We start from the raw sequence: 26589 nt of genomic DNA on the forward strand, positions 1-26589 counted from the left end.
GGCATGGACTGTCCTCACGCAGGGTCTGGCAGCTACGAGGGACAGTTACTTCGCTCCGGCCTGCGTCAATGCCTCAACCATTTCCCGAAAACCGCGGTTTTTCGCGTGCTGCAGCGGCGTGACACCGTCATGATCGGCCAAATTCACGTCAGCGCCGTGCTCGATCAACAGGCGGACGATCTGCTGATGCCGCTCTCCGCCGTCTCCGAGGATGACCGCTTCGAGCAGGGCGGTCCAGCCCAAGCGGTTGACGTGGTCGATATTCACGTCGGAGTGGGTCAGCAGCTCCTCGACGATGGCGACGTGCCCGCGGTCCGCAGCAGGGATCAGCGCCGTACCGCCGAAGCGGTTGGTGATCGTCGTATCCGCCCCTGCCGCAATCGCTGCTTGGACAAAGTCGAGCTTGCCTGCCGCGCTGGCATAGAGCAGCGGATTGTCCAAGCGCTGGTCGCGGATGTTGATATTGGCGCCCTGCTCGATCAAGAGCTGGAAGATCGGCAATTGATCCGTGTGCACGGCGATCAGGGCGGAAGTCCGGCCCGTCTCATCCGTAGCATTGATGTCTGCGCCTTCTGCCAGCAGCCGCAAAATAGCGTCCTGATCCCCCTGCTGTACGGCCGCCAGCAGGGATTGGTTCAGCTTTTTCATCTCCATGTTCACAGTAAGGGACGCTTGCTGCTCGCTGCCGGGAAGAACAGAATCAACAGCCGCCCCGCAGCCCGCGAGCGCAAGAGTGAAGGCGATCAGTCCCGTGAGCAGCAAGGCATCCTTTCCCCTTTCCGCAGATTTGTTCATCCCTCTATTATTCCACAGTCAGCTTTGCCTGGGAATCGCCTGCCCAATCGCCGACAGGTGTGACCGTATACGCAGTGCCGGCAGACAGTTTGCCGCCCTGCTGGAGGTCGAAAATGCCGACGGCTCCTTTGCGGCTGGAGTATTTGTAGGTGGCCAGCAGCTTCTCTCCATGGTCAGCTGTCAGCTCTACGCTGCGTCCGGAGAACAGCTCGTCGCCGGGATCTTCCGTCAGAGTGACGGCGATGGACGTATCGGAGAGCGCTTCGGCTGCGGCGATTTCCACTGGCGCGATCTCTTTTGCCACGAAAGTCGGATTCTTGATCGTGGCCCAATCGGAGGACACGGTGTACGTCACTCCCGGAGCGAGTACTTGTCCTTCCGGCAGGCGGAATTTCGGCTCCTGCTTGCCGTCTGTCGATTGGGTAAACGGCACGTACTTCGCAACGATCGGCTGACCGCCGGCAGGCGTGATGGTCACTTGTCTGGCCTGCATGGACGAGATGATCTGATACGTCGTGCCGTTCGCGCGATTGTTCGCATCCAGGACGAAGGCGTTTTCTCCGCGTCCCGCGCTGTAAGCGGAAATGACATATCCGTAATCGGTGACATTGTCGGACTTCAGCGCCTCGATCTCAAAGGTGTCGTTGGTGACCTGTCTGCTCTCGTTCATTTGCAGCTTGGTGGCGTTCCCTGTGAATGTTCCCGCTTGCTTGCCCTTGTACGTCAGCGTGTACGTCACGCCTGGCTTTTGGACCGACGTCGGGACGATGTACGTGGCGATGGAGCCTGTTTTCAGGCGAGGCAAGTTGGTCAGGGTGAGTCCATCGTTAAAGGAGAAGTCGACCTTGGCCTTGTCAAATGCCTCATCGGCAGCCGTCAGCGGCGCGTCGAAGGTGACGATCAGCGTGATGGCATTCAGCGACTGCACGCTCGTGATTTTCGCTTTTTCGGACGGGATTGCTTTTTGCGCTGTCTTCAGCAGGTAGGCGACTTCCCCGCGGGTAGCCGCTTGGCCTGCCGAGTAGAAGCGCTCCATCCAGTACTGCACAGATTTGACGTCGCGCTTCAACGCTTTGGACACGATCTGCACGAGCTCGTCATCCGTGACTGTTCCCGCAGGATCGAAGCGTCCTCCATCTGCCTGCATGATGCCAAGTCCGACGAGCTCGGAGGCGTATTGGTAGGCCCATGAGTTCGGCTGCATATCCGTCAGCTTCGCAGGCGTCTGTGCCGTGCCTTCCAGATGTAAGGCCTTTACGACCATTTTCGCCAGCTCGGCGCGGTTGATCTGATTGTGGGCGCCCATGGAGCGGTCGGTGTAGCCTTGCATGACGCCGAGGCGAGCCAGCTCGCTTACCGCTTCCTGAATTTCCTGGGCGGACAGCGGGGCGAGAGCATGGGCGCCGGCAGCGTGGGCTGTCGGCACTGCAAGCGGGAGCGAGGCAGTACCCAGGGCGGCAGTCAAAAGCAGGGCGGCAATTTTATTGGAAACGGGTTTCATTATAAAAATCCTCCTCGTATCGTGATGGAAAGGCGACGTTTGCCTTATCCACAGGATAGAGGAGAGACCTAAACTGCCTAGAAACCTGGTCTTAAAAGATTCGAAACCAATCCTTAAAAAAAGATAAACGGGGGACGTTTGTTCCTACACCGTAAACCGGTAGCCCGCACCCCACACTGTCTCGATGTACTGGGGGTTGGACGGATCGACTTCGATTTTCTCCCGCAGTTTTCGGATGTGGACCGTGACGGTGGCGATATCGCCGCTCGAATCCATCCCCCAGATCCGTTCGAACAGCTCGCTTTTGCTGAACACGCGGTTGGGGTGGCTCGCCAAAAACTCGAGCAGATTGAACTCCCGCGTGGTGAAAATGACCTCCTGATTGCGTACGTAGACCCTGCGGGACGCCTTGTCCATGACCAGTCCGCGGATGCGGATCTCGTCCTTCGGCGGCCCGCCCGCTTTCCCAAGCAGCCGCTCGTAGCGGGCCAAATGCGCCTTGGCGCGTGCGACCAGCTCGCTCGGGCTGAACGGCTTGGTGATGTAATCGTCCGCCCCGAGATTGAAGGCGCGGATCTTATCGAGCTCTTCCTTTTTAGCCGAGACGATCAGAATCGGCACTTCCTTGGCCCTGCGAATCTGGCGGCAAAGCTCGAAGCCGTCCATTCCCGGCAGCTGCAAGTCGACGATGAGAAGGCCGTAATCGCCGTCCAGCGCCAGCCGCAAGCCTTCATCGCCTGTGTGGCAGAGGTCGACTGCGAAGCCGTTCAGCTCAAAGTAGTCCCTCTCCAGTTGGGCAATCGTCGTTTCGTCTTCAATGATCAGGATTCGTGCCATGTGCGCCTCCCGAATTCGTCGTGCGTTTTAGTGAGAAGAACAAGCTGGTGCCGGCTCCCTGCTGACTGTCGGCCCAAATCTCACCGCCGTGCCCTTCGATGATCTCGCGGGCGATGGCGAGCCCCAACCCGCTGCCGCCGGTGGTAGAGTTACGGGACTGCTCCGCGCGGTAAAAGCGCTCGAACAGATGGGGAATGGCATCCGGGGCGATGCCCATGCCGTTGTCGCGAATCTCGACTGTGACCCGAGCCTCGTCGGCATTCAGGGAGACGCCGATCCGTTTCTTTGGCTTATCCATGAACTTTTGGGCGTTGTCGATGATGTTCAGCACCGTCCGCTTGAGCTTTTCCACGTCGGCGAGCACCCACAGCGGTTCGTCCGGACGCTTCTCCCAGCCCAGGTCGATGCCTTGCTCCTGCATGCCGTAGTGGAGCTCCTCGATGCAATCGTCGAGGAACGCGACGATGTCCACTGGTTCATAGGTAAACGGCACCTGCTTGAGGTCGAGCTTGGAGTACAGGAACAGCTCGTCGACCAGCTTGTCCAGGTCTACGGCTTTGGTGTAGATGATGTCCACGTATTTGTCCATTTTCTCGGGGGTATCGGCCACGCCGTCGCGGATCCCCTCGATGTAGCCTTTGATGTTCGTAATCGGGGTGCGCAGGTCGTGCGAAATGTTGGAAATCAGCTCTTTTCGGCTTTCCTCGTCCAAAAGGCGGAGCTGCACCGATTCTTGCAGCCGCTTCCGCATATTCTCGAACGCTTCGTTCAGCTGCCCGATCTCGTCCCTGGAGCTCAGGTTCAGGGCAAATCCCAGGTCGCCCTCCTGGATGCGCTCCGCAGAGCTGCGCAGCAGATTGAGCGGCTTGATCACGCTTTTGGTAATCCACCGGTAGAGGAGCAGGTTGGCGATCACCAGCACGCCGATCAACAGCAGCGTGAGAATGGGGAGCAGCCTGCGGGTCACCTCTGCGAACGGGCTGCGCTCCCGGATGACGAATACGCTGCCTTTGGCTCCATCCGAGTACAGGAAATCGAATTTCGCGTACGCGTAAAACCGTTCGCCGATATTGAACGTGTTGCGAATCTGGCTGTTGTTCAGGTCATAGGGAGGAAGGTACTGCTCCAGCTGCGGCTGATGAAACGTGTACGACTCAAACACCTGGTTGCTCTCCCGCCGCACGTAGAGGCCGGCCCTCACCGTGCGAAGCTTGAAATCGTAGTCGACGAGCAGGTCCTTGTCGAGCAGCTGATCGGGTTCGTTTTTGGCCAGGTACTTGAGCTCGAGAAAGATCGACTCCTCTTGTTCCGTCAAGGGATTGAGCTGGTAATGCACTTTATAGAAATCGCGGATGCTGTGGATGTCGCCAGTAGCCGCAATGGTAAACAGCCCTGCGGCAAGCGCGAATATCAGGAGGCTGAGAACGAGCATCCCGGTGTAGGAGAGAAGCAGCTTGATGCGGATCGACAAAAGTCCCACCTCCCGTCTGTCATGTCAAGTCCATTATATACAAGCGGGTGGCCAGGTAAAGAATTTCCCTTCGCCAAATTGCCGCACGTGCGCCGATGGGAAGAAGCGACTCCTTCCCATCGGCAAAAATCCGTTATACTATTCAGTAAGTACTGTGACCAACCCGAAAGGCGGAGAAAACGATGAAAGTAGCGATTGCGCAGCTCACCTCCACCATGGACAAAGCGGACAACCTGCAAAAAGCAGTAGCCTACATCGCGAAAGCAAAAGCGGGCGGGGCGGACTTTGTCATCTTGCCCGAAATGTATCTCGCCCCTGCCACCCCGACGACCGAAGTCAAGCCGGCACAGGTAGCGGAGCCGCTCGACGGGCCGTTCGTTTCCGGGCTGGCGGATGCGGCGCGCGAGCACGGCATCTACGTCGTTTGCGGCGTGTACGAGAGCATCCCGGACGATCCGAACCGCGCTTACAACACGACCGTGTTTTTGAACCGCTCCGGCGAACTGATCCACACCTACCGCAAGACCCATCTGTACGATGCCTTTTCCTTCAAGGAATCCGATGCGATCGCAGAAGGGGCGGGCCCTTATCAGGCAGTCGAGACGGAATTCGGTAAGATTGGGCTCATGGTCTGCTATGAAGTCAGATTTCCCGAAATCGCCAGGCAGTTTGCCCTGCAGGGAGCCGACATCCTGTTCGTGCCGGCAGGCTGGGTAGCGGGTGCCATGAAGGAAGACCACTGGGAGACGCTCGTCCGTGCCCGCGCCATCGAAAATACGATGTTCGTATGCGCAGCGGACCAGGTAGGAAACATCTTCGCGGGGCGAAGCATGATCGTCGATCCGATGGGAGTCGTGCTTGCGAGCGGCGGCGAGGAAGAAACGCTCGTCACGGCGGAGCTCGACCTCGATCGCATCCGGCGCGTGCGCGGCAAATTGCCGAGCGTAGCCAACCGCCGTCCGGAATTGTACGCGAAGTAAAACCAAAGCAAACGAAAAGGCAGCGGCAGCATTCGAGGGATGCGGCCGCTGCTTTTTTTTTTCGGTAAAACAGGCACGTACCTACGAACCTCTTGGCATGTTCTCAATATGATGGTAGCAGATAACTATAATTTTTATGGTCCTCATGTAAGCGTTACCATCATGAGAAAGGGTGTGTGCGTATGTATTGGATTGTATGGGCATTGGTCGGGCTGGTCGTATGGTGGGCTGTCAACATGGTGATGACAGGAAAGGCGGGCGGAAACAACTGGTGGGCTTCGCTGATCGTAGCGCTGCTGGGCAGCTGGCTGGGCGACGTCCTCTTGGGCAACTGGCTGTGGATGTGGGCCGGCTTCAACGTCATTGCCGGCGTGATCGGCGCCGTTGTGCTGACATGGCTCTGGAATCTTGTCAGCAAGCAGCTCAAATAAGCGAAGGTGGGTGGGACCCAGGAGCCGTTGCCAGCGGTTCCTGGTTTTTTTTGGAAGTGTAATTTCTACTTTACAAATAGGAATTACCCGAATATAAATATATAAGGCGTCAGATATCTAAGAGACATACGAAGGGAAGAAACGGAGGAGGAATCATGTCTACGCTGCTTATCATTGTGAATATTGCGGTATTGCTCTTATTCATTATCGGCTTGTATGCCATGCAAAAGAAACACGTCTCGTTCTCCAAGCGGGTATTTCTCGGTCTTGGACTCGGAATTGTCTTCGGACTGGTCTTGCAGCTCATTTATGGAGCCAAATCCGATGTGCTGAAGACGACGATCGACTGGTACAACATCGTCGGAAACGGCTACGTGAAACTGCTGCAAATGATCGTCATGCCGCTGGTGTTCATTTCGATCGTCTCGGCTTTCACGAAGCTGAAGCTATCGAGCAACATCGGCAAGGTCAGCTCGCTCATTCTCAGCATCCTGGTGGGGACGACCGCGATCGCGGCAGCCGTCGGCATCGCCGCCACGCTGACCTTCCACCTGGACGGCGCGCAGCTCCAGCAAGGTGACGCGGAAACGGCGCGGATTGAGCAAGTACAGCAAAAACTGGGCGATGTCTCGGGTACTACTTTGCCGCAAAAGGTCGTTTCGCTCTTGCCGGCCAACCCGTTCCAGGACCTTACGGGTGACCGCCCGACCTCGACAATCGCAGTTGTGATTTTCGCAGCGATTATCGGCGGGGCATTTTTGGGAATCAAACGAAAAAATCCGGAACAAGCGGATCTGTTCGTCAAAATCGTCGATACGCTCCACGCAATCGTGATGCGGGTCGTGACGCTCATCCTGCGCCTGACCCCGTACGGAGTGCTGGCCATCATGACGAAGGTGACCGCCACCAGCGATTACAATGCCATCTGGCAGCTGGGGAAATTCGTCGTCGCATCTTATGTCGCCTTGGCCGTCGTGTTCATCATCCATCTGCTCATGCTGGCAGCAGTCGGATTGAATCCGTTGACGTATGTGAAAAAGGCGCTGCCTGTTCTCACGTTCGCCTTCACATCGCGGACCAGCGCCGGGGCTTTGCCGCTCAACGTGAAAACACAGACCAGCGACCTGGGGGTTCCCGAGGGAATCGCCAACTTCGCAGGCTCCTTTGGCCTTTCGATCGGGCAAAACGGCTGCGCCGGCGTCTATCCCGCGATGCTCGCCGTGATGGTAGCGCCGCTGGCAGGAATCGATCCACTGAGCCCGTCGTTCCTCCTGACGTTGATCGCTGTCGTAGCGCTCAGCTCGTTCGGAGTCGCGGGCGTAGGCGGAGGGGCGACCTTTGCCGCACTGCTCGTCTTGTCGTCGCTGAACCTGCCGATTGCGATCGTGGGTCTGCTGATCTCGGTAGAACCGCTGATCGACATGGGCCGTACTGCACTGAACGTAAGCGGCAGCATGACGGCGGGGCTGCTCACCAGCAAAGCCACAAAGGAACTGGATACCGGTGTCTACCACGGGACGAAGGAACAATCCGTCACCGTGTAACGAAAGAAAAAACGGCTGCACTGCCTGAAGAGGCAAACGTGCAGCCGTTTTTTTGTGCAGATAGGAAGGGATAAAATTCCTATCCAGTATAAGGGCAATCGCGGGTCCGCCGAGGTTTCGAATCGTGACAATCCGCTGTTATGAGAATTTTGTGAATGAATATACTCATTTGAGATTTACCGTTACCCAGTTAAGCAGTATTATATTTTATATACAAAACGTATGTTTTGTATATAAAACTCCTGGGGGTGTACTCGATGATGGCTTCTGGCAATCCTGGCAAACTGCGTTGGTGGGGTGTCATCACGCTTTTGCTGATCGTAATCATTTCATACGTCGACCGCATGAACGTGTCCGTCCTGATTACGAACGATGATTTTTTGCAGCATTTTGGCATCAAGGGAGATCGGGTAGCGCAGGGTGAGCTCATGTCCTTGTTCCTGATTGGATACGGGATCGCCGCGTTTTTCCTCAGCCCGCTGTACGAAACGTTTTTGGGGGTACGCAAAGGTCTTTTGATCAGCATTTTGATCTGGGCGGTCATGACGATCATTTCGCCTGTGGCGGGTTCGGTCGGTCTGCTGCTGGTGATCCGCTTTATTCTCGGAGCGAGCGAAGGCCCACTGTTCTCACTGAAGACCATGTACATCAAGGACATGTTCGACACACATGAGCGGGGAAAACCGAACGCGGTCAGCTCCATGGGCGTCTCCATCGGTCTGGCGGTAGGGTTCCCAATCGTCACGTTTATCGTACTTCATTCCCACTGGCAAGCTTCGTATTTCATTCTCGGAATCTTAAATTTGATTATCGGGCTGCCGCTGATTCTGCTCTTTATCCGCGAGACCGGCAAGAAAGAGAAAGCGCATTCAGAAGGGTTCTCCGCCAAGGCCCTGAAAGAGACGTTCCGCCAAGCGTGGAAGACACCGGGCTTGATCTGGATTCTGCTCATCGAGATTGCCACGCTCAGCTATTTGTGGGGAAGCAGCTCCTGGCTGCCCTCGTATCTGCTCAATGAGCGGCACTTTTCCATCAAGGAGATGGGGATACTGGCTTCCCTGCCGTTTATTTTCAGCATCGGCTCCGGCTTTCTGGGCGGGTACATCATCGACCGCATCTCGCCGAAACGAGTCTCCCTGCTGTTCGTCGTCGGCGGTTTGGGCACTGCGATCAGCGTCTCCATCGCGATCTTCTCGGCGAGCCCTTACGTATCTGCGATCGGTCTCATTGTAGCCAATCTGTTCTGGGGGATTCAAGGGCCTGCGATTCCGAGCATCGTCCAGTACGCTTCGCCTGGCCAGAGCGTCGGCAGTACGTACGGGATCGTCAACGGGGTCGGCAACCTGGTATCCGCGCTCATGCCGACCGTCATGGGAGCGATGATCGCCGGAAACGGTGCGGAAAGCTTTACGGCAGGGTTTACGCTGCTGATCGGCACGCAGGTGCTGACGGTCATCTGTGCGATCATCGCACTGTCCCGCAATGTGTTTGCTCCGAAAAAGGACATCGCCAAACAATCCTGATGCAAAAAAACAAGCTGCACCGATGCGGGTGCAGCTTGTTTCGTCTTTCGCCGGTCTTTTACTTCACGACAGAGGTAAATTTGAAGTACGCGCCGCCCAGCGGGAAGATGACGAAGTCCTTGACCTTGTCGTTTTTCACGTACGGGCTGCCGCGGAAGTTGATGGGAGCCAGCGGCATTTCGTCCATCAGAATGGTTTCGGCCTCGAGCAGGATTTGCTTGCGCTTCTCCAGGTTCGGCTCCTGGTAGCTTTGGTCGATCAGCTCTTTGAACTTCGGATTTTCCCAGTCCGGATGGTTGTTTCCGCCGGTCTTGTCGCGGAACATTTCCAGGAAGTTGATCGGGTCGTTGAAGTCCGCGCCCCACTGGAACCGGATCATGTCGAAGTTGCCCGTGGACCGCATGTCGCGGTATACCTTCAGCTCGGCCGTGTACAGCTTCACCTGGATGCCCAGCGTTTTCTTCCATTGGTCCTGCAGCGCTTCAGCCATCTTTTTGTTGACGTCGGTGGTGTCGTACGTGTAGGTGACTTCCGGGAACTTGGTGAGGCCCAGTTCTTTCATGCCTTCCGCAAGCAGCTGCTTGGCCTTTTCCGGATCCTCCTTGAAGTAGCCGTCCGGCTTGAGGCCCATGGAGGTCGGCACCCATCCGTAAGCGGCGGGAACGCCAGTCTGCAGGATGTTGTCGATGAGCTCTTGACGATTGATGGCGTAGGCGAAAGCCTGGCGGATTTTTTTATTGTTGAAAGGCGGCTTGGTCGTGTTGAAGACGACCGACTGCGTGCCGGGGTTGTCCGCCACCATCAGCTTGCCCGCGTCCTTCAGCGATTGGATGGCGTCTGTCGGCAGCGTGGAGGCCGGATAGCCGCCCCAGTCCACTTCACCGTTTTCAAACATGGAGAAGGCGGTGTTGTTGTCATCGATCATGGCTATTTCGATGCGGTCCAGCTTGACGTTGTCCTTATCCCAGTAAGTCGGACTTTTGGCGAAGACGATCTTGCTCTTGTGCTCCCATGTTTCCATGTTGAACGGACCGTTGGAGACGATGGTTTTGGCTTCTGCTGCCCAGTTCGGATTGCCCTCCACCGTTTTTTGATGCAGCGGGAACAAGGTCGGGAAGAAGGTCAGCTCCCGGAAAAAAGGAGTAGGCGACTTTAGGTCGAATTGGACGGTGTAGTCATCCAGCGCTTTGACTCCGACATCCTCGGCTTTGCCCTTGCCGGTGTTGTATTCCTCTCCGCCTTTGATGTAATAGAGCTGGTAGGCGTATTCGGAGGCAGTCTTCGGATCGAGATTGCGGCGGATCGCGTAGACGAAGTCGTGGGCGGTCACGGGGTCGCCGTTGTTCCACTTGGCGTCTTTGCGAATTTTAAACGTAAATTGGGTGTAATCGTTATTGTTCGTAAAGCTTTCGGCCGTCGCGTTGGTCAGCTGGCCGTTCAGATCGTAGTTCGTCAGCCCTTCGAACGCCGCGTAAATCATGTCAAACGAATCCGCGTCGACAGCGATACCCGGGTCCAAGGAAGGCGGTTCGCTGTTGATGCTCCAATGCAACACCATCGGTTCTGTCTTTGTAGTCTCTGCGGGTGTCGCCGTGGTTGGTGCCGACGAGGAAGGTGCCTGCGGTTCCGGCTGTGAAGAATTGGAACAGCCTGCGAGGACTCCCCCGAACAGCAAGGTCAGACAGGTTGCCAGTGCAATGCCCTTTTTCATAGTGATCCCCCTTGAAAAAAATGAAAGCATATGTTCAGAATATTTCTCCGTCTTTTTAAAGGCAATAAAAAGATTATCTTGATCGACAAAAAGATTCGTGGGACTGGCTGTCTGCTGGCAGTCGGCACCCAGTACGCGCCAGACGCTTTGTCTGTTATAGTAGAAATAACATTCATCCTATCTAATCGGGGAGCTAATCGGAACTATGTATAAAATCGGTGTGGTGGGACCGCCTCCGTCCGTTGAGCGGATCTTGGCGGTGGCCAATGAATTTGAACACAGCATTGAATTCGTCCCTTTTACGTACGAGGATGCGAAGGAAGTCAGCCGCATCGTCTCCGATCGTAACCGGGAATTCAACGGATGGTTTTTCTCCGGTCCGATTCCCTTTACGATCGCCAAAAACGTGCTGAGCCCGGAAGCCAATATCGTGTATTGTCCGCCGACCGGGTCCAATCTGTACCGGTGCTTTATCCAGATGTCGATCGACAGAGGCGAGGTGATCAATCGCGTGTCCGTCGACATGATCGAATCCGAGGGAAGGTACTTGCACGAATCGCTGTACGAGCTGAATCTCCCGGAAGAGGACATGCATGTGCTGACCTACGACGAAAACTACGATCCCCAGGAAATTATCCAGTTCCATCTCCAGCTGTGGAAAGAGGGCAGGACGCAGGGGGCGTTTACCACGCTGTTTTCCGTCGAGCGCGCGCTGCAAGAGCTGGGCATCCCCGTCTACCGGGTGTTGATGACCAAAATGGAGATCAGGCAAGCGATGAAGATTTTGGTGGAAAGGGCGAAGAGCTCCTACTTCAAGGACACCCAGATCGGTGTGGAGATCATCGAGCTGGAGCAGATGGACAAGATCGCGGAGCGGGCCAAGACGCGGTTTCTCCTGCAGCATCTGGAGCTGAAAATCAGGCAGATCTTGCTTTTGCTGTGCGAAAAGCTGGATGGCTCGCTCATGGCAAACGGAAACGGGCGCTACCAGATTTTCAGCACGCGCGGCGCTATTCAACGGGAGCTCGAGATGCTGCGGACGACGGTGCAGCAGCTGTCGCTCGAGGCGGATGTCCCGGTCGCAGTCGGGGTAGGATTCGGCGAAACAGCATTTTCGGCGGAAAACAATGCACGAAAAGCGATTCAGCACGCCAAGGAACGGCCGGAATTCGGGATCGTCATCGTCCAGGACGACGGTGTCATCATCGAGTCGGTCAGCGAATCCGAGCAGCTGTCGTACTCGTATCGCTCCAGCAACAGAGAGCTGCTGGACAAATTGAACAAGGCCAATGTCAGCATCAAGACGTACAACAAGATCGAGGCGCTCGTACAGCGGATGGGCTGGAACACGTTTACGACGACGGACATCTCCACGTATTTGTCCATGACGGTACGAAACGCCCAGCGCATCATGGGCAGCCTGTGCGAGTACGGCCTGGCGGAGCTGAAAGGCGAGGAGCAGCAGGCTGTGAGGGGCCGACCCAAGAAAATGTATACGCTTAAAAAGTAAGCAGAGAACGTGAAAAGAGACTGACCAACCGGGGAGACTGGTTGGCAGTCTCTTTTTTTGTGTGTGTGCGTGTATCGCGTTCACAGAAAGGCGCCGGTCCTTGGGAGAATGCCTATGAAAGGCAGGCAGCCCTTCCTCGGGAACGCCCATTTTTGAAAAACGGATTGACGCGCGATGAAATCCAAGATAGAATGGTCACTAATTTAGTAAATCAGTAATTTAGTAAATTACTAAATCAAAAAAACGGAAGAAGGGAACAAAAATGAAAATGCCAACGGCGCCCAGCCATAAGCCTGTTATCGTGTCAGAAAACTATGAGCGGGTCGATGGAAGGCTAGCCCGAAACACGGATGCAAAAAGTCTTTCGTTGGGATTGGCCGAAAGGAACGCCGATCGAGGAGCGGCCGATCTTTTGGCCAAGGTATGGGGCTATGAGGGGGATACGTTATCCGAACAATCGGTAGAACTGCCTCTTCATCGCGTGCTGGACTTGTCCATTCTGATTTGCCGGTCTCTGGCGCATTTTCGGGATGCTTACCGATATGAGCATTTGTATGATCCGCAAAAGCCGATCCTCGACCGGATTGGCTTGCAGGGCGATGCCATGACGGTGGCGGTCTGCACCGGCAATGACAGCATTCACGATGACATCAAGCTGTTCAGCCAGGCTCTGAGCGACGATGATGAGATGCTGAGCGAACGTCTTCGCGTGTTATCCAAAATCCTAAAGGATATGGGGTATTGATATGCTTTCCAATCGCTATGTTCGAACGGTGATTCTCTCCCGGGTCTTGCTTCATCTGGGCATCTGGATCCGGAATTATGCGGTGCTCCTGTACGTGACCGATTTGACCAAGAATGATCCAGTGTATGTATCGCTGATTTCCGTTGCGGAATTCGCGCCGATTTTTCTCTTTGCCTTGATTGGCGGGACCTTTGCCGACCGATGGCGGCCGAAGCGGACGATGGTCTGGAGCGATTTGCTGTCCGGCTTGTCTGTTCTGGTCGTACTGCTTGCTCTCCTGAACGGCGGGTGGATGGCGTTGCTCGTGGGATCCTTTGTTTCCGCCAGCTTGTCGCAATTTTCCCAGCCATCGGCCATGAAGCTGTACAAGAGGCATGTGCCAGGCGAGCAATTGCAGGGGGTCCTGGCGATGTCCCAGTCTCTTGTCGCCCTCTTCATGGCCTTGGGCCCGGTCATCGGCACGTTTGTATTTCTACAGTTTGGAATTGGCGTCTCTCTCGTCCTGACGACCATTCTGTTCCTGGGATCTTCCCTTGTGCTGTCGACGCTTCCTCGTGACGGGGAAGAACCGAGGACGGATCAGGCCGGCAGCTTCCGCAAGGAGCTGATGGACGGGATTCGCTATATCGGGTCGAATCCAGCCTTGCGCACACTCTGTTTGACTTTCGCGGTAGTCGGGTTCGCATCGGGTCTGAACCAGCCGCTGCCCATTTTCGTTGTCATCGAAAAGCTGGGCCAGGACAAACCATTTTTGCAGTGGCTGGTCATGACCAATGGAGCAGCCATGCTTGCAGGCGGAATCGCTGTGATGGGGATTGCAAAAAAGGTGAAGCCGCAGCTTTTGCTCATGGCAGGCTTGCTGGTATCCGCTGTCTGTACGATTGGAATAGGCGGGTCCACGATGATTTGGCTGACGATCGTTCTTTTAGTCATCAGCGGACTGGTTTATCCTTGCATCCACGGCGGAATCCAGACGCTGATTGTACGGAACACGGAGGGGGCGTTCATTGGCCGGGTGTCGGGAGCGATCATGCCTGTCTTTATGGGAATGATGGTAGTGGGCATGTTCCTGTCCGGCTACGTGAAGGATGCGCTTTCCCTGTCCGGGGTATATGCGGCCAGCGGCGTGTTGATTATGGCCGGTTCGCTTTTGCTTATCCCTCTTTTCACAGAGAACAGAAGCAGCGCGAAGAGAGGGCCAGCATCTTGAAGGAGAGGAGGAGAGTCGGATGACGGGAGATGAAGATTATCGTTTGTCGCCCGGACGGCAATTGACAGCGGAAGAGGAAAAGCTGGTGTGGAAGAGGCCGTTGTCCCATAAAGTCAGCGAAGAGGAACGGCGCATCAGCAGGGAAATCAAACGCAACTGGAATCGCGGAGAAATGAAAATCGCCAATATCCTGCTGGAAGGTGACGCGGGCTCCGGCAAGACTCAGCTGGCCAAAGCGCTGTCGGCGAACTTCGGGCTGCCGTATACGAAAGTGACCTGTTTTGCCGATATGGATCAATCGGATCTCATCGGGGCCATTTTGCCGGTGGTTTCTACGGACCGACTGGAGAAAATGGAGCCTGTCGACCAAAGAGCTCTGAAAGCATTGTACGAAAGCGATGGTTTTCAAAGCGCGACGGAAATCTTGATGGAGGTACTGGGGATTGCCCGGGAGCAGGCTGCCTTGCAGCTCAAGCGACTGCTCAAGCTCGCAGCCGAATGGACGGATGGCGAAGCGGTACAATATCGCTTTTACCCATCGGAGATCGTCAGAGCCTATCAAAAGGGGTATCTGCTGGAAATACAGGAACCAAACGTGATCCGCGATGCGGCAGTATTGATGGCGTTAAACTCGGCCCTGGAGCTGGATGGCAGCATCAATCTCCCCACCGAAATCGTCCGCAGACATCCGGACTTCATTGCGGTCATCACGGCCAATCGCAGCTATGCCGGGGCAAGGCCGCTCAACGAAGCGCTGCGCGACAGGGTCCAGCATACGGAAAAGATGGATTTGCCGACCAAGGAAGTGATGATCGAACGCGCCATGGCCAAAACCGGTTATCGAGATGAAACGGTCCTGGGCGTTTTGGCAGATGCCATCATCCTTTTGGACAAAACAGCCCGGGCCAACGCGATCAAGGGTGTAGCCGGCATGCGTTCCTACTTTTACTGGGCGGATGCGGTCGCCTGGGGCGCCTCTGCCAAGGAATCCCTGTACCACAAGGTCATCTACAAGATCACGACGGATTCCGAAGAAATCAGATTGCTGGAGGAAGCGCTTGAAAAGCAGGGGCTGTTTGCCGACCTGGAGAAAGTCCGGTCCGAGCTCGCCAAACCAAAAAAGGGGAACGATGCAACGGAGATCAGGACATGGGGGGCGATCGACGAATCGGCCTTTGAGCCTGGCCGAAAAGAAGGGGAAAAAGGGATTGCCCTCAAAAAATCCGCGGATAGCGACACAAGCGCGACCCGTGTCCCTGATGAATCTCTCCATTTGGAGCGTTCCGGTCTGGAGGGAGATGGCTCTCCCTGCTATCATCCGGACAGCCCCGAGACTGCGTCTGAGGATGCGAGGCAAAGAAACCGCGACTTCCGGAAAAAGCTGAATCGGGCTGCGAGGGAAGTCGTGTCCGATTCCATTCATCGGAATGTCAGGCTGATCGTGCACCGTCCCTGCCCGCCGACGGAGTCCCCCTCCCTGGTCGTCGGCCTTCGGATCGACGAATCCGCGTCGATGTCGGCTTTTGGAAGACTGGAAGCGGCAAAACGAGCAGCCATCGCGGTCTATGAATTTTGCCGGATTTGCCAGATTCCCATCTTGATCTACGGAGATACGGCGGATGTGTCGAAGCTGGAGCAAATGTCGGTCTTTGCCTATGCCGACTTTGCGCACATGGATCCCGATGACCGGTTCAGACTCATGGGGATTCGGGCCAGGACCAACAATCGGGATGGGATGGCTCTTAGAATCATGGCGGAACGGCTGGCGGCTTCACCGCAGCAGACCAAGCTGCTGATCAGCATCAGCGACGGGCAGCCAAAAGCCATGGACGACTATACCGGAAGCTATGCCGTTGCCGACATGCAGCAAACCATAGAGGAATACGAACGGATAGGAATCACGTTTTTGGCGGCAGCAATCGGTCAAGACAAGGAGGTCATCAGTGAAATCTACGGGAACGAAAGGTTTCTCGATATTGCCAACCTGCAGGAGTTCCCAGCCCAGCTCGTGCGAATGATCGCGCGGTATTGGAGAAGTTCATGAGGATTCCATTCGCTGCGATAAGAATCACGTCCCCGGTCGGGCAATCGCCAACTCGTCCGGGGCTTTTTTTGGCTCAGAAAAGCGCCCAGGAAAAAAAGCCTACACAATTTTTCCTATCAAATATTTACAGAGGAATCAGGAAGAAAACCTCGTGTTTTCGCGGTTCAGGGGCATTTTTGAAAATACGGGAAGGTACGGAATGCCAGTAAGACGCTTTTGTATTTTGCAAGAAGTCAAACAATTGTATTGAAAAAAATTAAAGAGCGCTATATAATTCAATTAAACGAAATTGTCTTTTAATATTCGCATAATGAAAAGCGGACTATCATCACGAAAGGAGTACATGCTTACTATTTTCTGAAGCGAAATTGAAAGGGCTTTCAATTTTGTCGCGGCAGAAGACTGATCACTCACTCAGCATTGCGTTGTTTCCCATCAGTACCAACGAGAAAGTATGGAAGAGAAAGAAGTAGAAACGACCCAAGGGGGATTGCTCTATGAGTGCACAACCAGTAAGAACCGACCAATATGAGCAACAAGCACAAGGAGGCCTTTTGAAATGGGTCGAGCGTATTGGTAACAAGCTGCCGAATCCATTCATGCTGTTCCTTTATCTGATTGCCATTTTGATGGTCGTCACCGCACTTTTGTCCTGGTTCCACGTGACCGCGATGGATCCGATCAAGAACGAACCAGTAGCAGTGAAAAACCTGCTCAGCCAGGAAGGGCTGCAATGGCTGCTGCCCAACATCATTAAAAACTTCTCCAGTTTCTTGCCGTTAGGCTCCATTTTGACCTTGATGCTCGGGGTCGGGCTGGCTGAAAAAGTCGGACTCCTGGAAGCCGTTATCCGCAAGATGTCTCTGAAAGTAAGCGCCCGCTATGCCAGCTATCTGGTAGCGTTTATCGCCTTTTTCAGCCACGTGTCTTCTGACGCTGCATTCGTCATTATGCCTCCGCTCGGAGCGCTGATCTTCATGGCGGTAGGGCGCAATCCGATCGCCGGTCTCTTGGCAGCGATCGCGGGTGTCGGTTCCGGTTTTACGGCCAACATCCTCATCGTGACCACCGACGTGCTGCTCTCCGGTATCAGCTCGGAAATTTCCAAATCCGTGGATCCGAATGTCACGGTCAGCGTTCTGGACAACTGGTTCTTCATGGCGGCTTCCGTATTCTTGCTGTCCGGTATCATCGGCTTTATCACCGACAAGTTCATCGAGCCGAAGCTGGGTGTCTACAAAGGCGATAAAGCAGGCAAACTGGAAGACTTGTCCGACGTTCAAAAGAAAGGCCTTCGCGCAGCTGGTGTAGCGGCTCTGGTGTTCATCGCCGTCATGGCGGCGCTGGTTGTACCTGCAAACGGTATCCTCCGCGATCCGAAGCTGGGCACAGTGGTTCCTTCGCCTTTCATTTCCGGGATTGTTCCTGTCATCCTGTTGTTCTTCTTCACAGTAGCAATCACATACGGTATTAAAGTCGGCGCGATCAAGAAGCAAAATGACATTCCTGCTTTGCTGACAGATCCGATCAAAGGGATGGCTGGTTTCATCGTCATGGTGTTCCCGCTCTCGCAATTCGTCGCCATGTTCAACTGGAGCAACATGGGCAGCTTCCTCGCTCTGTCCATTACGGATGTGCTGGAAAAACTGAACATGACAGGCGCTCCGGTCTTCATCGGTCTGATGTTCCTGTCCGCGTTCCTCTGCATGTTTATCGCCAGCGGTTCTGCGATCTGGTCGCTCTTGGCGCCTGTATTCGTACCGATGTTCATGGCACTTGGCTTCCACCCGGCATTCGCGCAAATCGCATTCCGGATTGCTGACTCGTCCGTAATTCCGTTCGCGATTGTATCGCCGTTCATCCCGCTGTTCCTGAATTTCTTGCAGGAATACAAAAAGGACGCCAAGCTGGGAACCTACTATTCCTTGATTCTGCCTTATCCGATCGCCATCTTCACTTTGTGGACGCTGCTCTTTGTCGCATGGTATTTCCTTGGTTTGCCTATTGGTCCTGGGGTTTATCCGCACCTGTAAGTTTTGGGATTGCCCCAGAAATAACAGGAGGTATGTGTTATGTTGGATCTGGTTTCACTACGTAGAGATTTTCATATGCACCCGGAGGTGGGGTTCACTGAATTCCGTACCGCTTCCAAAGTGGTAGAAATTTTGACCTCCCTCGGATATGACGTGATTTATGGACAAGACGCGCTGGACGGGCCTTCTCGCAGAGGCCTGCCGGCGCAGGAAGTCCTGGATGGAGCCTATGAACGGGCGCTGCGTGACGGCGCCAATCCTGCCATTCTTGAGAAAATGCGCGGCGGCTACACGGCCGTGATCGGCGTGAAAAAAGGCAAGGCGGACGGACCTACCGTCGCATTCCGCTTCGACATGGACGCGCTCCCCGTGCTGGAGAGCAAAGACGCGGACCACTTCCCGCAAGCGAATGGCTTCCGCTCGCGCTATGAAGGCAACATGCACGCGTGTGCCCACGACGGACACACCACCATCGGTCTGGGGCTGGCGGAAAAGCTGGCAGACGGCGACTTTTCCGGCACCGTCAAACTGATCTTCCAACCTGCTGAGGAAGGCGTACGCGGAGCTTATTCCATCGTCCAAAAAGGAATTCTGGACGACGTCGACTACATTTTCTGCCAGCACCTGGGGGTCAATGTCCCGCTGGGCGAAATCCACGGCGGCTCCCACGGACTCCTGGCGACGACGAAAATGCTGGTTCATTTCCACGGCGTGTCTTCCCATGCGGGCGCTTCTCCGGAACATGGGAAAAACGCGCTCTTGGGAGCGGCTACTGCTTTGCTCAACATCCACGCGATTACGCGCTTCAGCTCCGCTTCCACCCGCATCAACGTCGGCGTGCTGGAAGGCGGAACGGCAGCCAACATCATTCCGGCCTATGCGAAAATGGTCGTGGAGACCCGCTCCGAGACGGAAGAGGTCAATGCCGAGGTCGAAAAACGGGTGCGCAACATCATCGCGAGCAGCGCTGCCATGCACGAGCTCGATTACGAAATCGAAGTCATCGGGGGAGCCATCCCGATCAACTACGACGAGGAAATGGCCGATCTGGCACTGGAAGAAGCCAGACATGTCGATGGATTCCATTCCTTTAAAAAAGGCGAACACAACGCGATGGGCAGCGAGGACGCCAGCTTCATGATCAAGCGCGTACAGGAACGCGGCGGCAAAGGGACCTATATGTCGATCGGGACGGATCTCCCGGCGCCTCACCATCATCCGAAATTCGATATTCAGGAAGAGATCTTGCCGCGCAGCGTCGAGCTGCTTACTCGCATCGCCAAACGGCTTCTTACTTAAGAAACCCTTCTATTGGTCACAGGCGAACGGATTCACAGGAAAATAGAGAGGATGTTTCTACATGCATACACAACGGATTGCAGACATGATCGAAAGCAAAAGAGAAAAGTTTATCAAAGTGAGCGACCGCATCTGGGAATTTGCGGAGACTCGTTTTGAAGAGTTCCAGTCGGCGGAACTGCTTGCGAAAACCCTGGAGGAAGAAGGGTTTAGCGTAGAGAGAGGCGTCGGGGGGATCAAGACGGCTTTTATCGGAAGCTTCGGAAGCGGCAGCCCGGTTGTGGCGATCTTGGGAGAATTCGATGCCCTCTCCGGCATGAGCCAAAAGAAAGGGCAGGCCGTGCAAGAGGCGGAAGTGCAGGGAGGAAACGGACACGGATGCGGACACAATCTGCTCGGTACCGCTTCTCTGGCGGCCGCCGTCGCGGTCAAGCAGTACATGGAAGAAAACAATCTGCCGGGGACGGTCCGCTACTACGGCTGCCCGGGGGAAGAAGGCGGCTCCGGCAAGACCTTCATGGCGCGCGCCGGGCTGTTCAATGACGTCGATTTCGCCCTCTGCTGGCACCCGATGGGCTACAACAGCGTCATGGCGATGAACTCGTTGGCCAACTACCAGGTGTACTTCAAATTCCGCGGGAAAAGCTCCCACGCAGCAGCGAGCCCGCATCTGGGACGCAGTGCGCTGGATGCCGTCGAACTGATGAACGTCGGCGTAAATTACCTGCGCGAGCACATCATTCCGGAGGCGCGCGTGCACTACGCGATCACCAACTCCGGCGGATTGTCGCCAAACGTGGTGCAGCCGTATGCCGAGGTGCTGTACCTCGTGCGCGCACCGATCGTGGAGCAAGTGCAGGAAATCTACGAGCGCGTCTGCAAAATCGCCAAGGGCGCGGCTCTCATGACCGAAACCGAAGTGGAAATCGTGTTTGACAAAGCGTGCTCCAACCTGGTGCAAAACCAGACTCTGGAAGAGGTCATGTACCGCAACTACCAGGAGCTGGGCGTGCCGGTGCACGACGAGGAAGAGCTGGCTTTGGCCAAATCTGTGCGCGCTACCTTGACCGAGGCGGAGCTCCGCACATCGGAAAAAGAGACGCCGGACGGTCCGGACGTGGATATGGTCACCTGGCTCAATCCGTACAACGGCGAGCAAAGACCGCTGAACGGCTCCTCCGACGTAGGGGATGTGAGCTGGATCACACCAACCGCTCAATGCACGACCGCCTGCTTCATCAACGGCTCGACCTTGCACTCCTGGCAATGGGTTTCGGTCGGCGCGACCTCCATCGGCCACAAAGGAATGCTGCACGCCGGGAAAGTCATGGCAGCGACAGCCGTGGATATGCTGAAAAATCCGGAGCTGATCGAGAAGGCCAAAGTCGAATTGAAACAGCGCGTCGGCGAAAACGGATATGTTTGCCCGATTCCGGAAGGCGTCATGCCTTCCGTGAAGAAGTAATCAGGATGAAATAGCTAGTCTTTCCAAAGCCGGCGGTTCCGAATGAAAGGAACCGCCGGCTTTTTCACCGATTTTACATACCTTCCACACTGCATCCATTCAGGCTTTACATGTCTCTGCTAAAGTAAAGACATAACCGAAGGGAAGGAGGCGTGGAAACATGGACGTACGAATCGAACCGGTAAGGCGGGACGATTTTTCAGAGATGATCCGACTCGCGGATTTGACGCTGCCGGATCGCATGAATCTGCATGAACTGAAGAAGTACATCGAGCTGTTTCCCGAACTCATTTTCAAGGCGACTCATGAGGGCCGGCTCATTGGCTTTGGCTGTGCGGGAATCGACATGTACCAAACGACAGGCTGGCTGCTTTTCAGCAACGTGCACCAGGACTACCAGGGAAAAGGGATCGGCAAAAGGCTGGTTGAAGCCCGTTTGCAAGCCCTGCGCCAATTCTCCACGCTCCAACAGGTTCTCGTCACCGTCAGCGAAACGAATATCAAATCCATTCGCGCGCTGGAAGCCTTTGGCTTTGTGCTCGCGCAAAAGGAAGAGGACTACTACGGGACAGGCAAGCAGCGCAACATCATGACGCTGCCGGTGCTGGCGATGCCAAGCCTCGCTCCCAAAGCTGCAGGGGTGTCGATCAATCCTGTTTTGTAGAAGATGCTTATCCAAGTAGAAGAAAGCCGATGTCTCCCAAGGAAACAGGATGGGAGCATCGGCTGTTTTTGTTGGGGAGCTCTGGTGGTTCCTCCCGTTCACGGTCACCGTGCAGTTTACCGGTCGAATCGGTGATTCAAGTTAATGGTTTCATCTGAACGGGCCGGGCAGGGCAATAGCGAAAGGACCTATCCCAGCAGTTCTTTGGCTCCGTTCATTACTAGGGGCAAAGACTGTTCAACGAATGATTCCGCACTGATTAGACACCCCTCCTTGTTCCAAACGTAAGCCGCCCCATACATCCCCCAACTTAACATGATAGCTGCTGTATTTATTAAGAATGGAGCGTTTGGAGTCGCTAGCATCTTGTCCTTGTCTATAAAGGAAAGAAGTATCGTTTGAATTTTTTCCTTTATTTGAATTTCGAATACAGGGACGAGCGATGTATTTCTTCTTTTGCACATAGTGCCTAGACCTTTGTGAAATTCGCATAACCCCAGAAAAATACTTTGAATGGTTTCTTCATTCAATACTTCGTGGCCGCGTATTCTACGATTTATGATTGTCATAAAGGATTCCATTAGTCTGGCCTCAAGAATTTCAAATTTATCTACAAAGTGCGCATAAAAAGTCGCTCGGTTAACAGTAGCCCGCTCTGCAATATCCCTAACGGTTATCGATTCAAAGTCTTTTTCTTGAATTAATGAATCAAAAGCGTCTTGAAGGAGTCGCCGTGTACGTATCACACGAGGATCAGCCTGGTTCTTTTTACTTGTCATGGTTAAGATCTCCCCAGTAAAACGACATTATAGAAATGGTGTTGTCTATACAACGGTTTATGGTTATTGATGATTGCGTACCATTCGGTTGTTATTATAGCATCAAATACAACAGATGTTGTTCAAACGACTGATGTTGGATTGATACAAAATGCTGAATGTCGTTTTTTTAAAAGGAGGAGAGAACCATGTCGGTTTCACAACCGTCGCAAACGAGGAAGCACCAACTTTTTTTGATAGTATTCGAGAACACCTGTCGGTTCGTAGCTATGATCCCGAGATCAACATTTCGCGGGAGGAATTGACCGAAAGATTGAGGCAAGCCGCACGCTGGGTACCTCAGCCGCTAACATGCCGCCGTGGAGGGTTCTCGTTATCGACAAAAATATCGTTATTAAAAAAAATTAGGAGAATGAATTATGAAGAGCACATGGAAAGTTTATGTTCTAGCCTTGATCAGCTTTTTAGTGGGAACATCCAATTACATCATTTCCGGGATATTAGACCGAATCGCAGCGACGTTGGGAACAAGCGTTGCGGCAGCAGGCCAGCTCATTACGGTTTATTCCCTGGCCTATGCGGTCGGCACGCCTATCTTGATGGCACTGACGGCCAAAATGGACCGACGTAAGCTCCTCCTTTATTCGCTTGGCCTCTTTATTGCCGCAAATCTGCTGACATTTATATTGTCCGGCTTCGGTCTCTTCATTGCCGCGAGAATCATTACGGCGTTAGGCGCCGGGGTGGTCACCGTTAACGCGCTCAGCATCGCCGCCAAAATCGCTCCGCCAGGCAAGCAGGCCAGCGCCATCGCAAACGTCACCATGGGCATTACCGCATCGCTCATCATCGGCGTTCCGCTCGGCAGAATGGTAGCCTCGGCTTTTGGCTGGAAAGCGGTATTTCTGGCCATCGCAATTGTCGGGGTCATCGCCATGCTTGTCATTGCTGCGGTTCTACCACGTATGCAGGGCGACAAGCCTGTCCCTTTGATCAACCAATTTGCTTTGTTAAAAAGAACTCAAGTTTTGGTTGCTTTAGCGATTACTTTTTTCTGGTTGGGAGGATATTCGCTCGCCTATACCTACCTCTCCCCTTTTCTGCTAGAGGTGACTCATTTCAATGAATCATTGATTAGCGCAGCTCTGTTCGTGTTCGGCATTGCCAGTTTGATTGGCTCGAAAGTCGGCGGCTACAGCGCGGATAAACGGGGCATCAAATACACGCTCGTTTCAGGGATGGTGCTTCACGTCATTTCGTTGATTTTGCTATCCTTAGTCGGACAGTCGGTCATTGCCATATTCGCCATTTTGATCTTTTGGTCTTTTACCGCCTGGTCATCCGCTCCGGCGCAGCAATTCAACCTGGTTTCGCTTGTTCCCGAATCCTCGGGCGTCATGCTTAGCTTGAACAGTTCCATGATGCAGCTTGCCATGGCTGTCGGTGCAGGAATCGGCGGGTTGATCGTGAACCGTATTTCTTTGGCATCCGTTACCTGGTTCGGGGCACTCGGCGTACTCATCGCCATCATTGCTGTGTTTGTATTGTCCAGCAGGGCATCACGGCAATCGGTGGTTCAATCAGTGGAGTAAGGGTATCTTTCAGTTCTTCGCAAAAAAGCGGATTGCAAATGAACTTCCCTTTCGGAAATTGATTTTCACTACCGCCAAATATGTATCAATAACGGAAAGGCCGGAAAAGATCGAATGATTCCGTATCCGCAATCATGCAAAGAGCTGTTGGCCATGCACGCTGATGCGAGGAAGAAAAAATACAAGGAACGGGAAACGCAAAGATTAGTCAGAATATTCAGTACAATATAATGCTGTACAAAAACTATCATACTTTCAGCATAAAGGTTAAAAGAACAAGTAGATCCATTCGCGCGAAGATTTTCGGGATTAACCTGTCGACAAGGTCACCACGATCGATCCGCAGATTCAGTCGTTGGTGGAAGCGGCGCTCGGCAAGACAGCAGCCGCCTATGACCCTGAAAAAATAACGGTCATCGTATCCGATCCAATTACCGGCGAGATTCTCGGTATGGCGAACCGCAGCAGGCATGCTCCGAACGGAAATCCCGCGGACATGGCCAAAGCGGAGCACGACCCGGTTGCCGCGTTTCAAATCGTGACCCTTGCGGCAGCGATCGAAGAGGGGAAGTTTGACCCGAGTGAAATCTATGAGTCTGGGACCTACAAGGAAATTCCGGGAGCCCCCATTAGAGATCACAATAACGGCATCGGGTGGGGGAAGATTACGTTTGAAGAGGGAATTCGACGCTCCTCCAATGTCGCATTCGCCAAGCTTGCCTATGAACATTTGCAACAACATTTGCTCCAGGAATACTGGGATCGATTTGGCTTTGGACAAAAGACGGGTATCGAGCTTCAAAGCGAAGAAAGCGGAGCACTGCCCAAAATGACAGGTCCACGGGAAGTGGCCCTGGCCAGTATCGGATACGGAGGATCTGCTTCCGCCATTCAACAGATAGCCGCTGTCGGTGCCATCGCCAATGGCGGGGAGCTGTTGAAACCACATTTGATGAAAAAGGCGCAAGCGGATTCAGCTAACGATTACAAGATTCGCAGAGTGGTTTCAGAGGAGACGGCCAAGCAGGTACGAGAAATACTAGAATCGGTTGTAAACAGCGACGTTGGCTCGGGGCGCGCATTTCATATCGACAAATACCCAGTCGCCGGGAAGTCAGCTGTGAACCAGAAGTACGATGAGCAAGGAAAGGTCATGGAAGGACATTACATCGCTTCATTTCTCGGATTTGCACCAAGCGATGATCCAAAACTGCTAATTTACGTAGCAGTCGATGACCCTAAGACTGAACTTCATGTGGGAATAGAATGGAAGAAAATTGTTGCACCGCCGTTCAAAGAAGTCATGGAAAAGAGTTTGCAGTACTTGGAGAAGCGATAAGGGCCGCAGCAAATTGGGGGAAACCCAAGACAGCATGCCTGTGAAACGCAAAGTGAGGGAGTATTCATAGAAAGAGGAAAGAATAGCCCGCCCAAGCACCCCAGCTGTCCAGGAAAAAGGGGAAAAAAGCGAAGGTATTAGGACACCGCCCAGGCGGAACGGAAAAAGTGGAACACGCCTGAGCGTCCACCATGAGACGCCTCCTGAGACTGCTGCTTTGGACGCCGTTCCACTTTTGGAGTGCAGCCGATCAGCGAGGACATCCGTGCAAGTGTCCCTACTACCCTTTGGCGTTTTCCCCTTTTTCCGCCCCCGCCGCTGAAGCCCGAAAAAGTAAGACAAGGGCATCGGGTACATGCTGCAAAGGCTCAAATCCGCTGTGGAACAAAACCAGGAGATTGCTCAGGTCAAATAATCCGTCCCCGTTTTCCCCCGGCTATTCGACAAGCCGAAGCCCGATTACGCAACCGATCACGCCCAGGATGCAGAGCAAGCGAATCGTGTTTTTGGGTTCCTTGTAAAACAGCATGCCTACGACTGCCGCACCGACTGAACCGATGCCGGTCCAGATCGCATAAGCCGTCGACAGCGGGATCGACTCCATCGCTTGTATCAGCAAGGCGAAGCTGGTGATGAAACCTCCAAGAAGAATGAGGTTATTGGTAAAGTTGTTGTGTACGGATACCCGTTTGATTCCAATGACGCCGACGACCTCGAGCAGCCCGGCGATAATAAGCAGCGTCCAAGCCATCAGTGGCGGTCCTCCCCGCTGGTCAATTTTAACCCGATGATAAACAGCAGCAGAAGCAAAATGATGCCGATTTTGAGCAGGCTGATCCCTCCGGAGAAGAACGACTCCACCGCCACCGTTCCGATCGTGCCGATTCCGGCAAATACGGCGTAGGTCGTGCCAACCGGTAAGACCTTCGTGGCGCGGATCACGAGTTCAAAGCTCGTCAAAAGGGCAATCAGCACGAGGATCGAAGGAATCTCGTCATATTTAAACCCCGTTGCCCAGACAATTTCCAGGGCGCCCCCGGCCACGACATATGCCCATGCCTTGTTTTGGCTTAACGGTTTGCTGGTCTTTGCTGCTTTTCCTATTCCGCTCAAATG

22 protein-coding genes are annotated in these 26589 nt (G+C 54.2%); 14 read left to right on the forward strand and 8 right to left on the reverse strand.

What is annotated here, in order from left to right; translation table 11 throughout:
- Nucleotides 1-45: 45 nt before the first annotated feature.
- The 4 genes from RGB73_RS04890 to RGB73_RS04905 all read right to left on the reverse strand — a co-directional run bounded on the left by RGB73_RS04890 (nt 46) and on the right by RGB73_RS04905 (nt 4604).
- On the reverse strand, nt 46-654 hold the full coding sequence (locus RGB73_RS04890; protein WP_396136200.1) for an ankyrin repeat domain-containing protein: 609 nt from the start codon (nt 652-654) through the stop codon (nt 46-48).
- Between the two features lie 148 nt (nt 655-802).
- Entirely contained in the window at nt 803-2296 is a 1494-nt protein-coding gene (locus tag RGB73_RS04895) for an S-layer homology domain-containing protein (protein ID WP_310769672.1), read from the reverse strand.
- A gap of 144 nt (nt 2297-2440) precedes the next feature.
- Entirely contained in the window at nt 2441-3133 is a 693-nt protein-coding gene (locus tag RGB73_RS04900; RefSeq protein ID WP_310769673.1) for a response regulator transcription factor, read from the reverse strand.
- On the reverse strand, nt 3111-4604 hold the full coding sequence (locus RGB73_RS04905) for a sensor histidine kinase (protein ID WP_310769675.1): 1494 nt from the start codon (nt 4602-4604) through the stop codon (nt 3111-3113). The genes RGB73_RS04900 and RGB73_RS04905 overlap by 23 nt, the downstream gene beginning before the upstream one ends.
- 182 nt (nt 4605-4786) lie before the next feature.
- On the opposite strand from RGB73_RS04905, the gene RGB73_RS04910 reads away from it, so the two are divergent.
- The 4 genes from RGB73_RS04910 to RGB73_RS04925 all read left to right on the forward strand — a co-directional run bounded on the left by RGB73_RS04910 (nt 4787) and on the right by RGB73_RS04925 (nt 9082).
- Nucleotides 4787-5584, forward strand: a complete 798-nt coding sequence (locus RGB73_RS04910) for a carbon-nitrogen hydrolase family protein (RefSeq protein WP_310769677.1) — start codon at nt 4787-4789, stop codon at nt 5582-5584.
- A 182-nt stretch (nt 5585-5766) separates the two neighbouring features.
- Entirely contained in the window at nt 5767-6015 is a 249-nt protein-coding gene (locus RGB73_RS04915) for a GlsB/YeaQ/YmgE family stress response membrane protein (RefSeq protein WP_310769679.1), read from the forward strand.
- Nucleotides 6016-6170: 155 nt separating this feature from the next.
- On the forward strand, nt 6171-7559 hold the full coding sequence (locus RGB73_RS04920) for an L-cystine transporter (RefSeq protein ID WP_310769681.1): 1389 nt from the start codon (nt 6171-6173) through the stop codon (nt 7557-7559).
- Between the two features lie 257 nt (nt 7560-7816).
- Nucleotides 7817-9082, forward strand: coding sequence for an MFS transporter (locus RGB73_RS04925; protein WP_310769683.1), 1266 nt, complete (start codon nt 7817-7819; stop codon nt 9080-9082).
- A 58-nt stretch (nt 9083-9140) separates the two neighbouring features.
- Here the strand turns inward: RGB73_RS04925 and RGB73_RS04930 are convergent, their stop codons facing one another.
- Nucleotides 9141-10793, reverse strand: coding sequence for a peptide ABC transporter substrate-binding protein (locus RGB73_RS04930; RefSeq protein WP_310769685.1), 1653 nt, complete (start codon nt 10791-10793; stop codon nt 9141-9143).
- A gap of 205 nt (nt 10794-10998) precedes the next feature.
- Here RGB73_RS04930 and RGB73_RS04935 point away from each other — a divergent pair, with 205 nt between their 5' ends.
- The 8 genes from RGB73_RS04935 (at nt 10999) to RGB73_RS04970 (ending at nt 21763) form a co-directional block, all read left to right on the forward strand.
- Nucleotides 10999-12303, forward strand: a complete 1305-nt coding sequence (locus RGB73_RS04935) for a hypothetical protein (protein WP_310769687.1) — start codon at nt 10999-11001, stop codon at nt 12301-12303.
- A gap of 262 nt (nt 12304-12565) precedes the next feature.
- Nucleotides 12566-13048 (forward strand): DUF6530 family protein, encoded by a 483-nt coding sequence (locus RGB73_RS04940; RefSeq protein ID WP_310769689.1) that lies wholly within the window; start codon nt 12566-12568, stop codon nt 13046-13048.
- A gap of 1 nt (nt 13049) precedes the next feature.
- Nucleotides 13050-14258, forward strand: coding sequence for an MFS transporter (locus RGB73_RS04945; RefSeq protein ID WP_310769691.1), 1209 nt, complete (start codon nt 13050-13052; stop codon nt 14256-14258).
- A 19-nt stretch (nt 14259-14277) separates the two neighbouring features.
- The gene (locus tag RGB73_RS04950; RefSeq protein ID WP_310769693.1) at nt 14278-16302 is read left to right on the forward strand and encodes an AAA family ATPase; all 2025 of its coding nucleotides are present in this window, start codon (nt 14278-14280) and stop codon (nt 16300-16302) included.
- Nucleotides 16303-16799: 497 nt separating this feature from the next.
- A complete protein-coding gene (locus tag RGB73_RS04955; protein WP_310769695.1) occupies nt 16800-18335 on the forward strand; it encodes an AbgT family transporter in 1536 nt (511 codons plus the stop codon).
- Between the two features lie 39 nt (nt 18336-18374).
- On the forward strand, nt 18375-19634 hold the full coding sequence (locus tag RGB73_RS04960) for an amidohydrolase (RefSeq protein ID WP_310769697.1): 1260 nt from the start codon (nt 18375-18377) through the stop codon (nt 19632-19634).
- A 61-nt stretch (nt 19635-19695) separates the two neighbouring features.
- Nucleotides 19696-21099 (forward strand): M20 family metallopeptidase, encoded by a 1404-nt coding sequence (locus RGB73_RS04965; RefSeq protein ID WP_310769699.1) that lies wholly within the window; start codon nt 19696-19698, stop codon nt 21097-21099.
- 160 nt (nt 21100-21259) lie between these two features.
- On the forward strand, nt 21260-21763 hold the full coding sequence (locus RGB73_RS04970; RefSeq protein ID WP_310769700.1) for a GNAT family N-acetyltransferase: 504 nt from the start codon (nt 21260-21262) through the stop codon (nt 21761-21763).
- A 188-nt stretch (nt 21764-21951) separates the two neighbouring features.
- Here RGB73_RS04970 and RGB73_RS04975 read toward each other — a convergent pair whose 3' ends face one another.
- Nucleotides 21952-22542, reverse strand: coding sequence for a TetR/AcrR family transcriptional regulator (locus RGB73_RS04975; RefSeq protein WP_310769702.1), 591 nt, complete (start codon nt 22540-22542; stop codon nt 21952-21954).
- Between the two features lie 419 nt (nt 22543-22961).
- Here RGB73_RS04975 and RGB73_RS04980 point away from each other — a divergent pair, with 419 nt between their 5' ends.
- Nucleotides 22962-24134 (forward strand): MFS transporter, encoded by a 1173-nt coding sequence (locus tag RGB73_RS04980; protein ID WP_310769704.1) that lies wholly within the window; start codon nt 22962-22964, stop codon nt 24132-24134.
- Between the two features lie 358 nt (nt 24135-24492).
- Entirely contained in the window at nt 24493-25473 is a 981-nt protein-coding gene (locus RGB73_RS04985) for a peptidoglycan D,D-transpeptidase FtsI family protein (protein ID WP_310774140.1), read from the forward strand.
- A 436-nt stretch (nt 25474-25909) separates the two neighbouring features.
- Here RGB73_RS04985 and RGB73_RS04990 read toward each other — a convergent pair whose 3' ends face one another.
- Together RGB73_RS04990 and RGB73_RS04995 are read right to left on the reverse strand one after the other, a co-directional pair.
- Nucleotides 25910-26224, reverse strand: coding sequence for a DMT family transporter (locus RGB73_RS04990; RefSeq protein WP_310769706.1), 315 nt, complete (start codon nt 26222-26224; stop codon nt 25910-25912).
- The gene (locus RGB73_RS04995; RefSeq protein ID WP_310769708.1) at nt 26224-26586 is read right to left on the reverse strand and encodes a DMT family transporter; all 363 of its coding nucleotides are present in this window, start codon (nt 26584-26586) and stop codon (nt 26224-26226) included. The genes RGB73_RS04990 and RGB73_RS04995 overlap by 1 nt, the downstream gene beginning before the upstream one ends.
- Between the last annotated feature and the right edge of the window lie 3 nt (nt 26587-26589).

The sequence above is a fragment of the Brevibacillus brevis genome (assembly GCF_031583145.1).
Classification (GTDB): domain Bacteria; phylum Bacillota; class Bacilli; order Brevibacillales; family Brevibacillaceae; genus Brevibacillus; species Brevibacillus brevis_E.

What these genes read in the sequence shown, in the direction of transcription:
- RGB73_RS04980 (WP_310769704.1), top strand. Translation starts at nt 22,962, where the DNA reads ATGAAGAGCACATGGAAAGTTTATGTTCTAGCCTTGATCAGCTTTTTA.
- RGB73_RS04910 (WP_310769677.1), top strand. Translation starts at nt 4,787, where the DNA reads ATGAAAGTAGCGATTGCGCAGCTCACCTCCACCATGGACAAAGCGGAC.
- RGB73_RS04925 (WP_310769683.1), top strand. Translation starts at nt 7,817, where the DNA reads ATGATGGCTTCTGGCAATCCTGGCAAACTGCGTTGGTGGGGTGTCATC.
- RGB73_RS04970 (WP_310769700.1), top strand. Translation starts at nt 21,260, where the DNA reads ATGGACGTACGAATCGAACCGGTAAGGCGGGACGATTTTTCAGAGATG.
- RGB73_RS04900 (WP_310769673.1), bottom strand. Translation starts at nt 3,133, where the DNA reads ATGGCACGAATCCTGATCATTGAAGACGAAACGACGATTGCCCAACTG.
- RGB73_RS04920 (WP_310769681.1), top strand. Translation starts at nt 6,171, where the DNA reads ATGTCTACGCTGCTTATCATTGTGAATATTGCGGTATTGCTCTTATTC.
- RGB73_RS04890 (WP_396136200.1), bottom strand. Translation starts at nt 654, where the DNA reads ATGGAGATGAAAAAGCTGAACCAATCCCTGCTGGCGGCCGTACAGCAG.
- RGB73_RS04950 (WP_310769693.1), top strand. Translation starts at nt 14,278, where the DNA reads ATGACGGGAGATGAAGATTATCGTTTGTCGCCCGGACGGCAATTGACA.
- RGB73_RS04935 (WP_310769687.1), top strand. Translation starts at nt 10,999, where the DNA reads ATGTATAAAATCGGTGTGGTGGGACCGCCTCCGTCCGTTGAGCGGATC.
- RGB73_RS04915 (WP_310769679.1), top strand. Translation starts at nt 5,767, where the DNA reads ATGTATTGGATTGTATGGGCATTGGTCGGGCTGGTCGTATGGTGGGCT.
- RGB73_RS04990 (WP_310769706.1), bottom strand. Translation starts at nt 26,224, where the DNA reads ATGGCTTGGACGCTGCTTATTATCGCCGGGCTGCTCGAGGTCGTCGGC.
- RGB73_RS04895 (WP_310769672.1), bottom strand. Translation starts at nt 2,296, where the DNA reads ATGAAACCCGTTTCCAATAAAATTGCCGCCCTGCTTTTGACTGCCGCC.
- RGB73_RS04975 (WP_310769702.1), bottom strand. Translation starts at nt 22,542, where the DNA reads ATGACAAGTAAAAAGAACCAGGCTGATCCTCGTGTGATACGTACACGG.
- RGB73_RS04945 (WP_310769691.1), top strand. Translation starts at nt 13,050, where the DNA reads ATGCTTTCCAATCGCTATGTTCGAACGGTGATTCTCTCCCGGGTCTTG.
- RGB73_RS04960 (WP_310769697.1), top strand. Translation starts at nt 18,375, where the DNA reads ATGTTGGATCTGGTTTCACTACGTAGAGATTTTCATATGCACCCGGAG.
- RGB73_RS04955 (WP_310769695.1), top strand. Translation starts at nt 16,800, where the DNA reads ATGAGTGCACAACCAGTAAGAACCGACCAATATGAGCAACAAGCACAA.
- RGB73_RS04940 (WP_310769689.1), top strand. Translation starts at nt 12,566, where the DNA reads ATGAAAATGCCAACGGCGCCCAGCCATAAGCCTGTTATCGTGTCAGAA.
- RGB73_RS04930 (WP_310769685.1), bottom strand. Translation starts at nt 10,793, where the DNA reads ATGAAAAAGGGCATTGCACTGGCAACCTGTCTGACCTTGCTGTTCGGG.
- RGB73_RS04965 (WP_310769699.1), top strand. Translation starts at nt 19,696, where the DNA reads ATGCATACACAACGGATTGCAGACATGATCGAAAGCAAAAGAGAAAAG.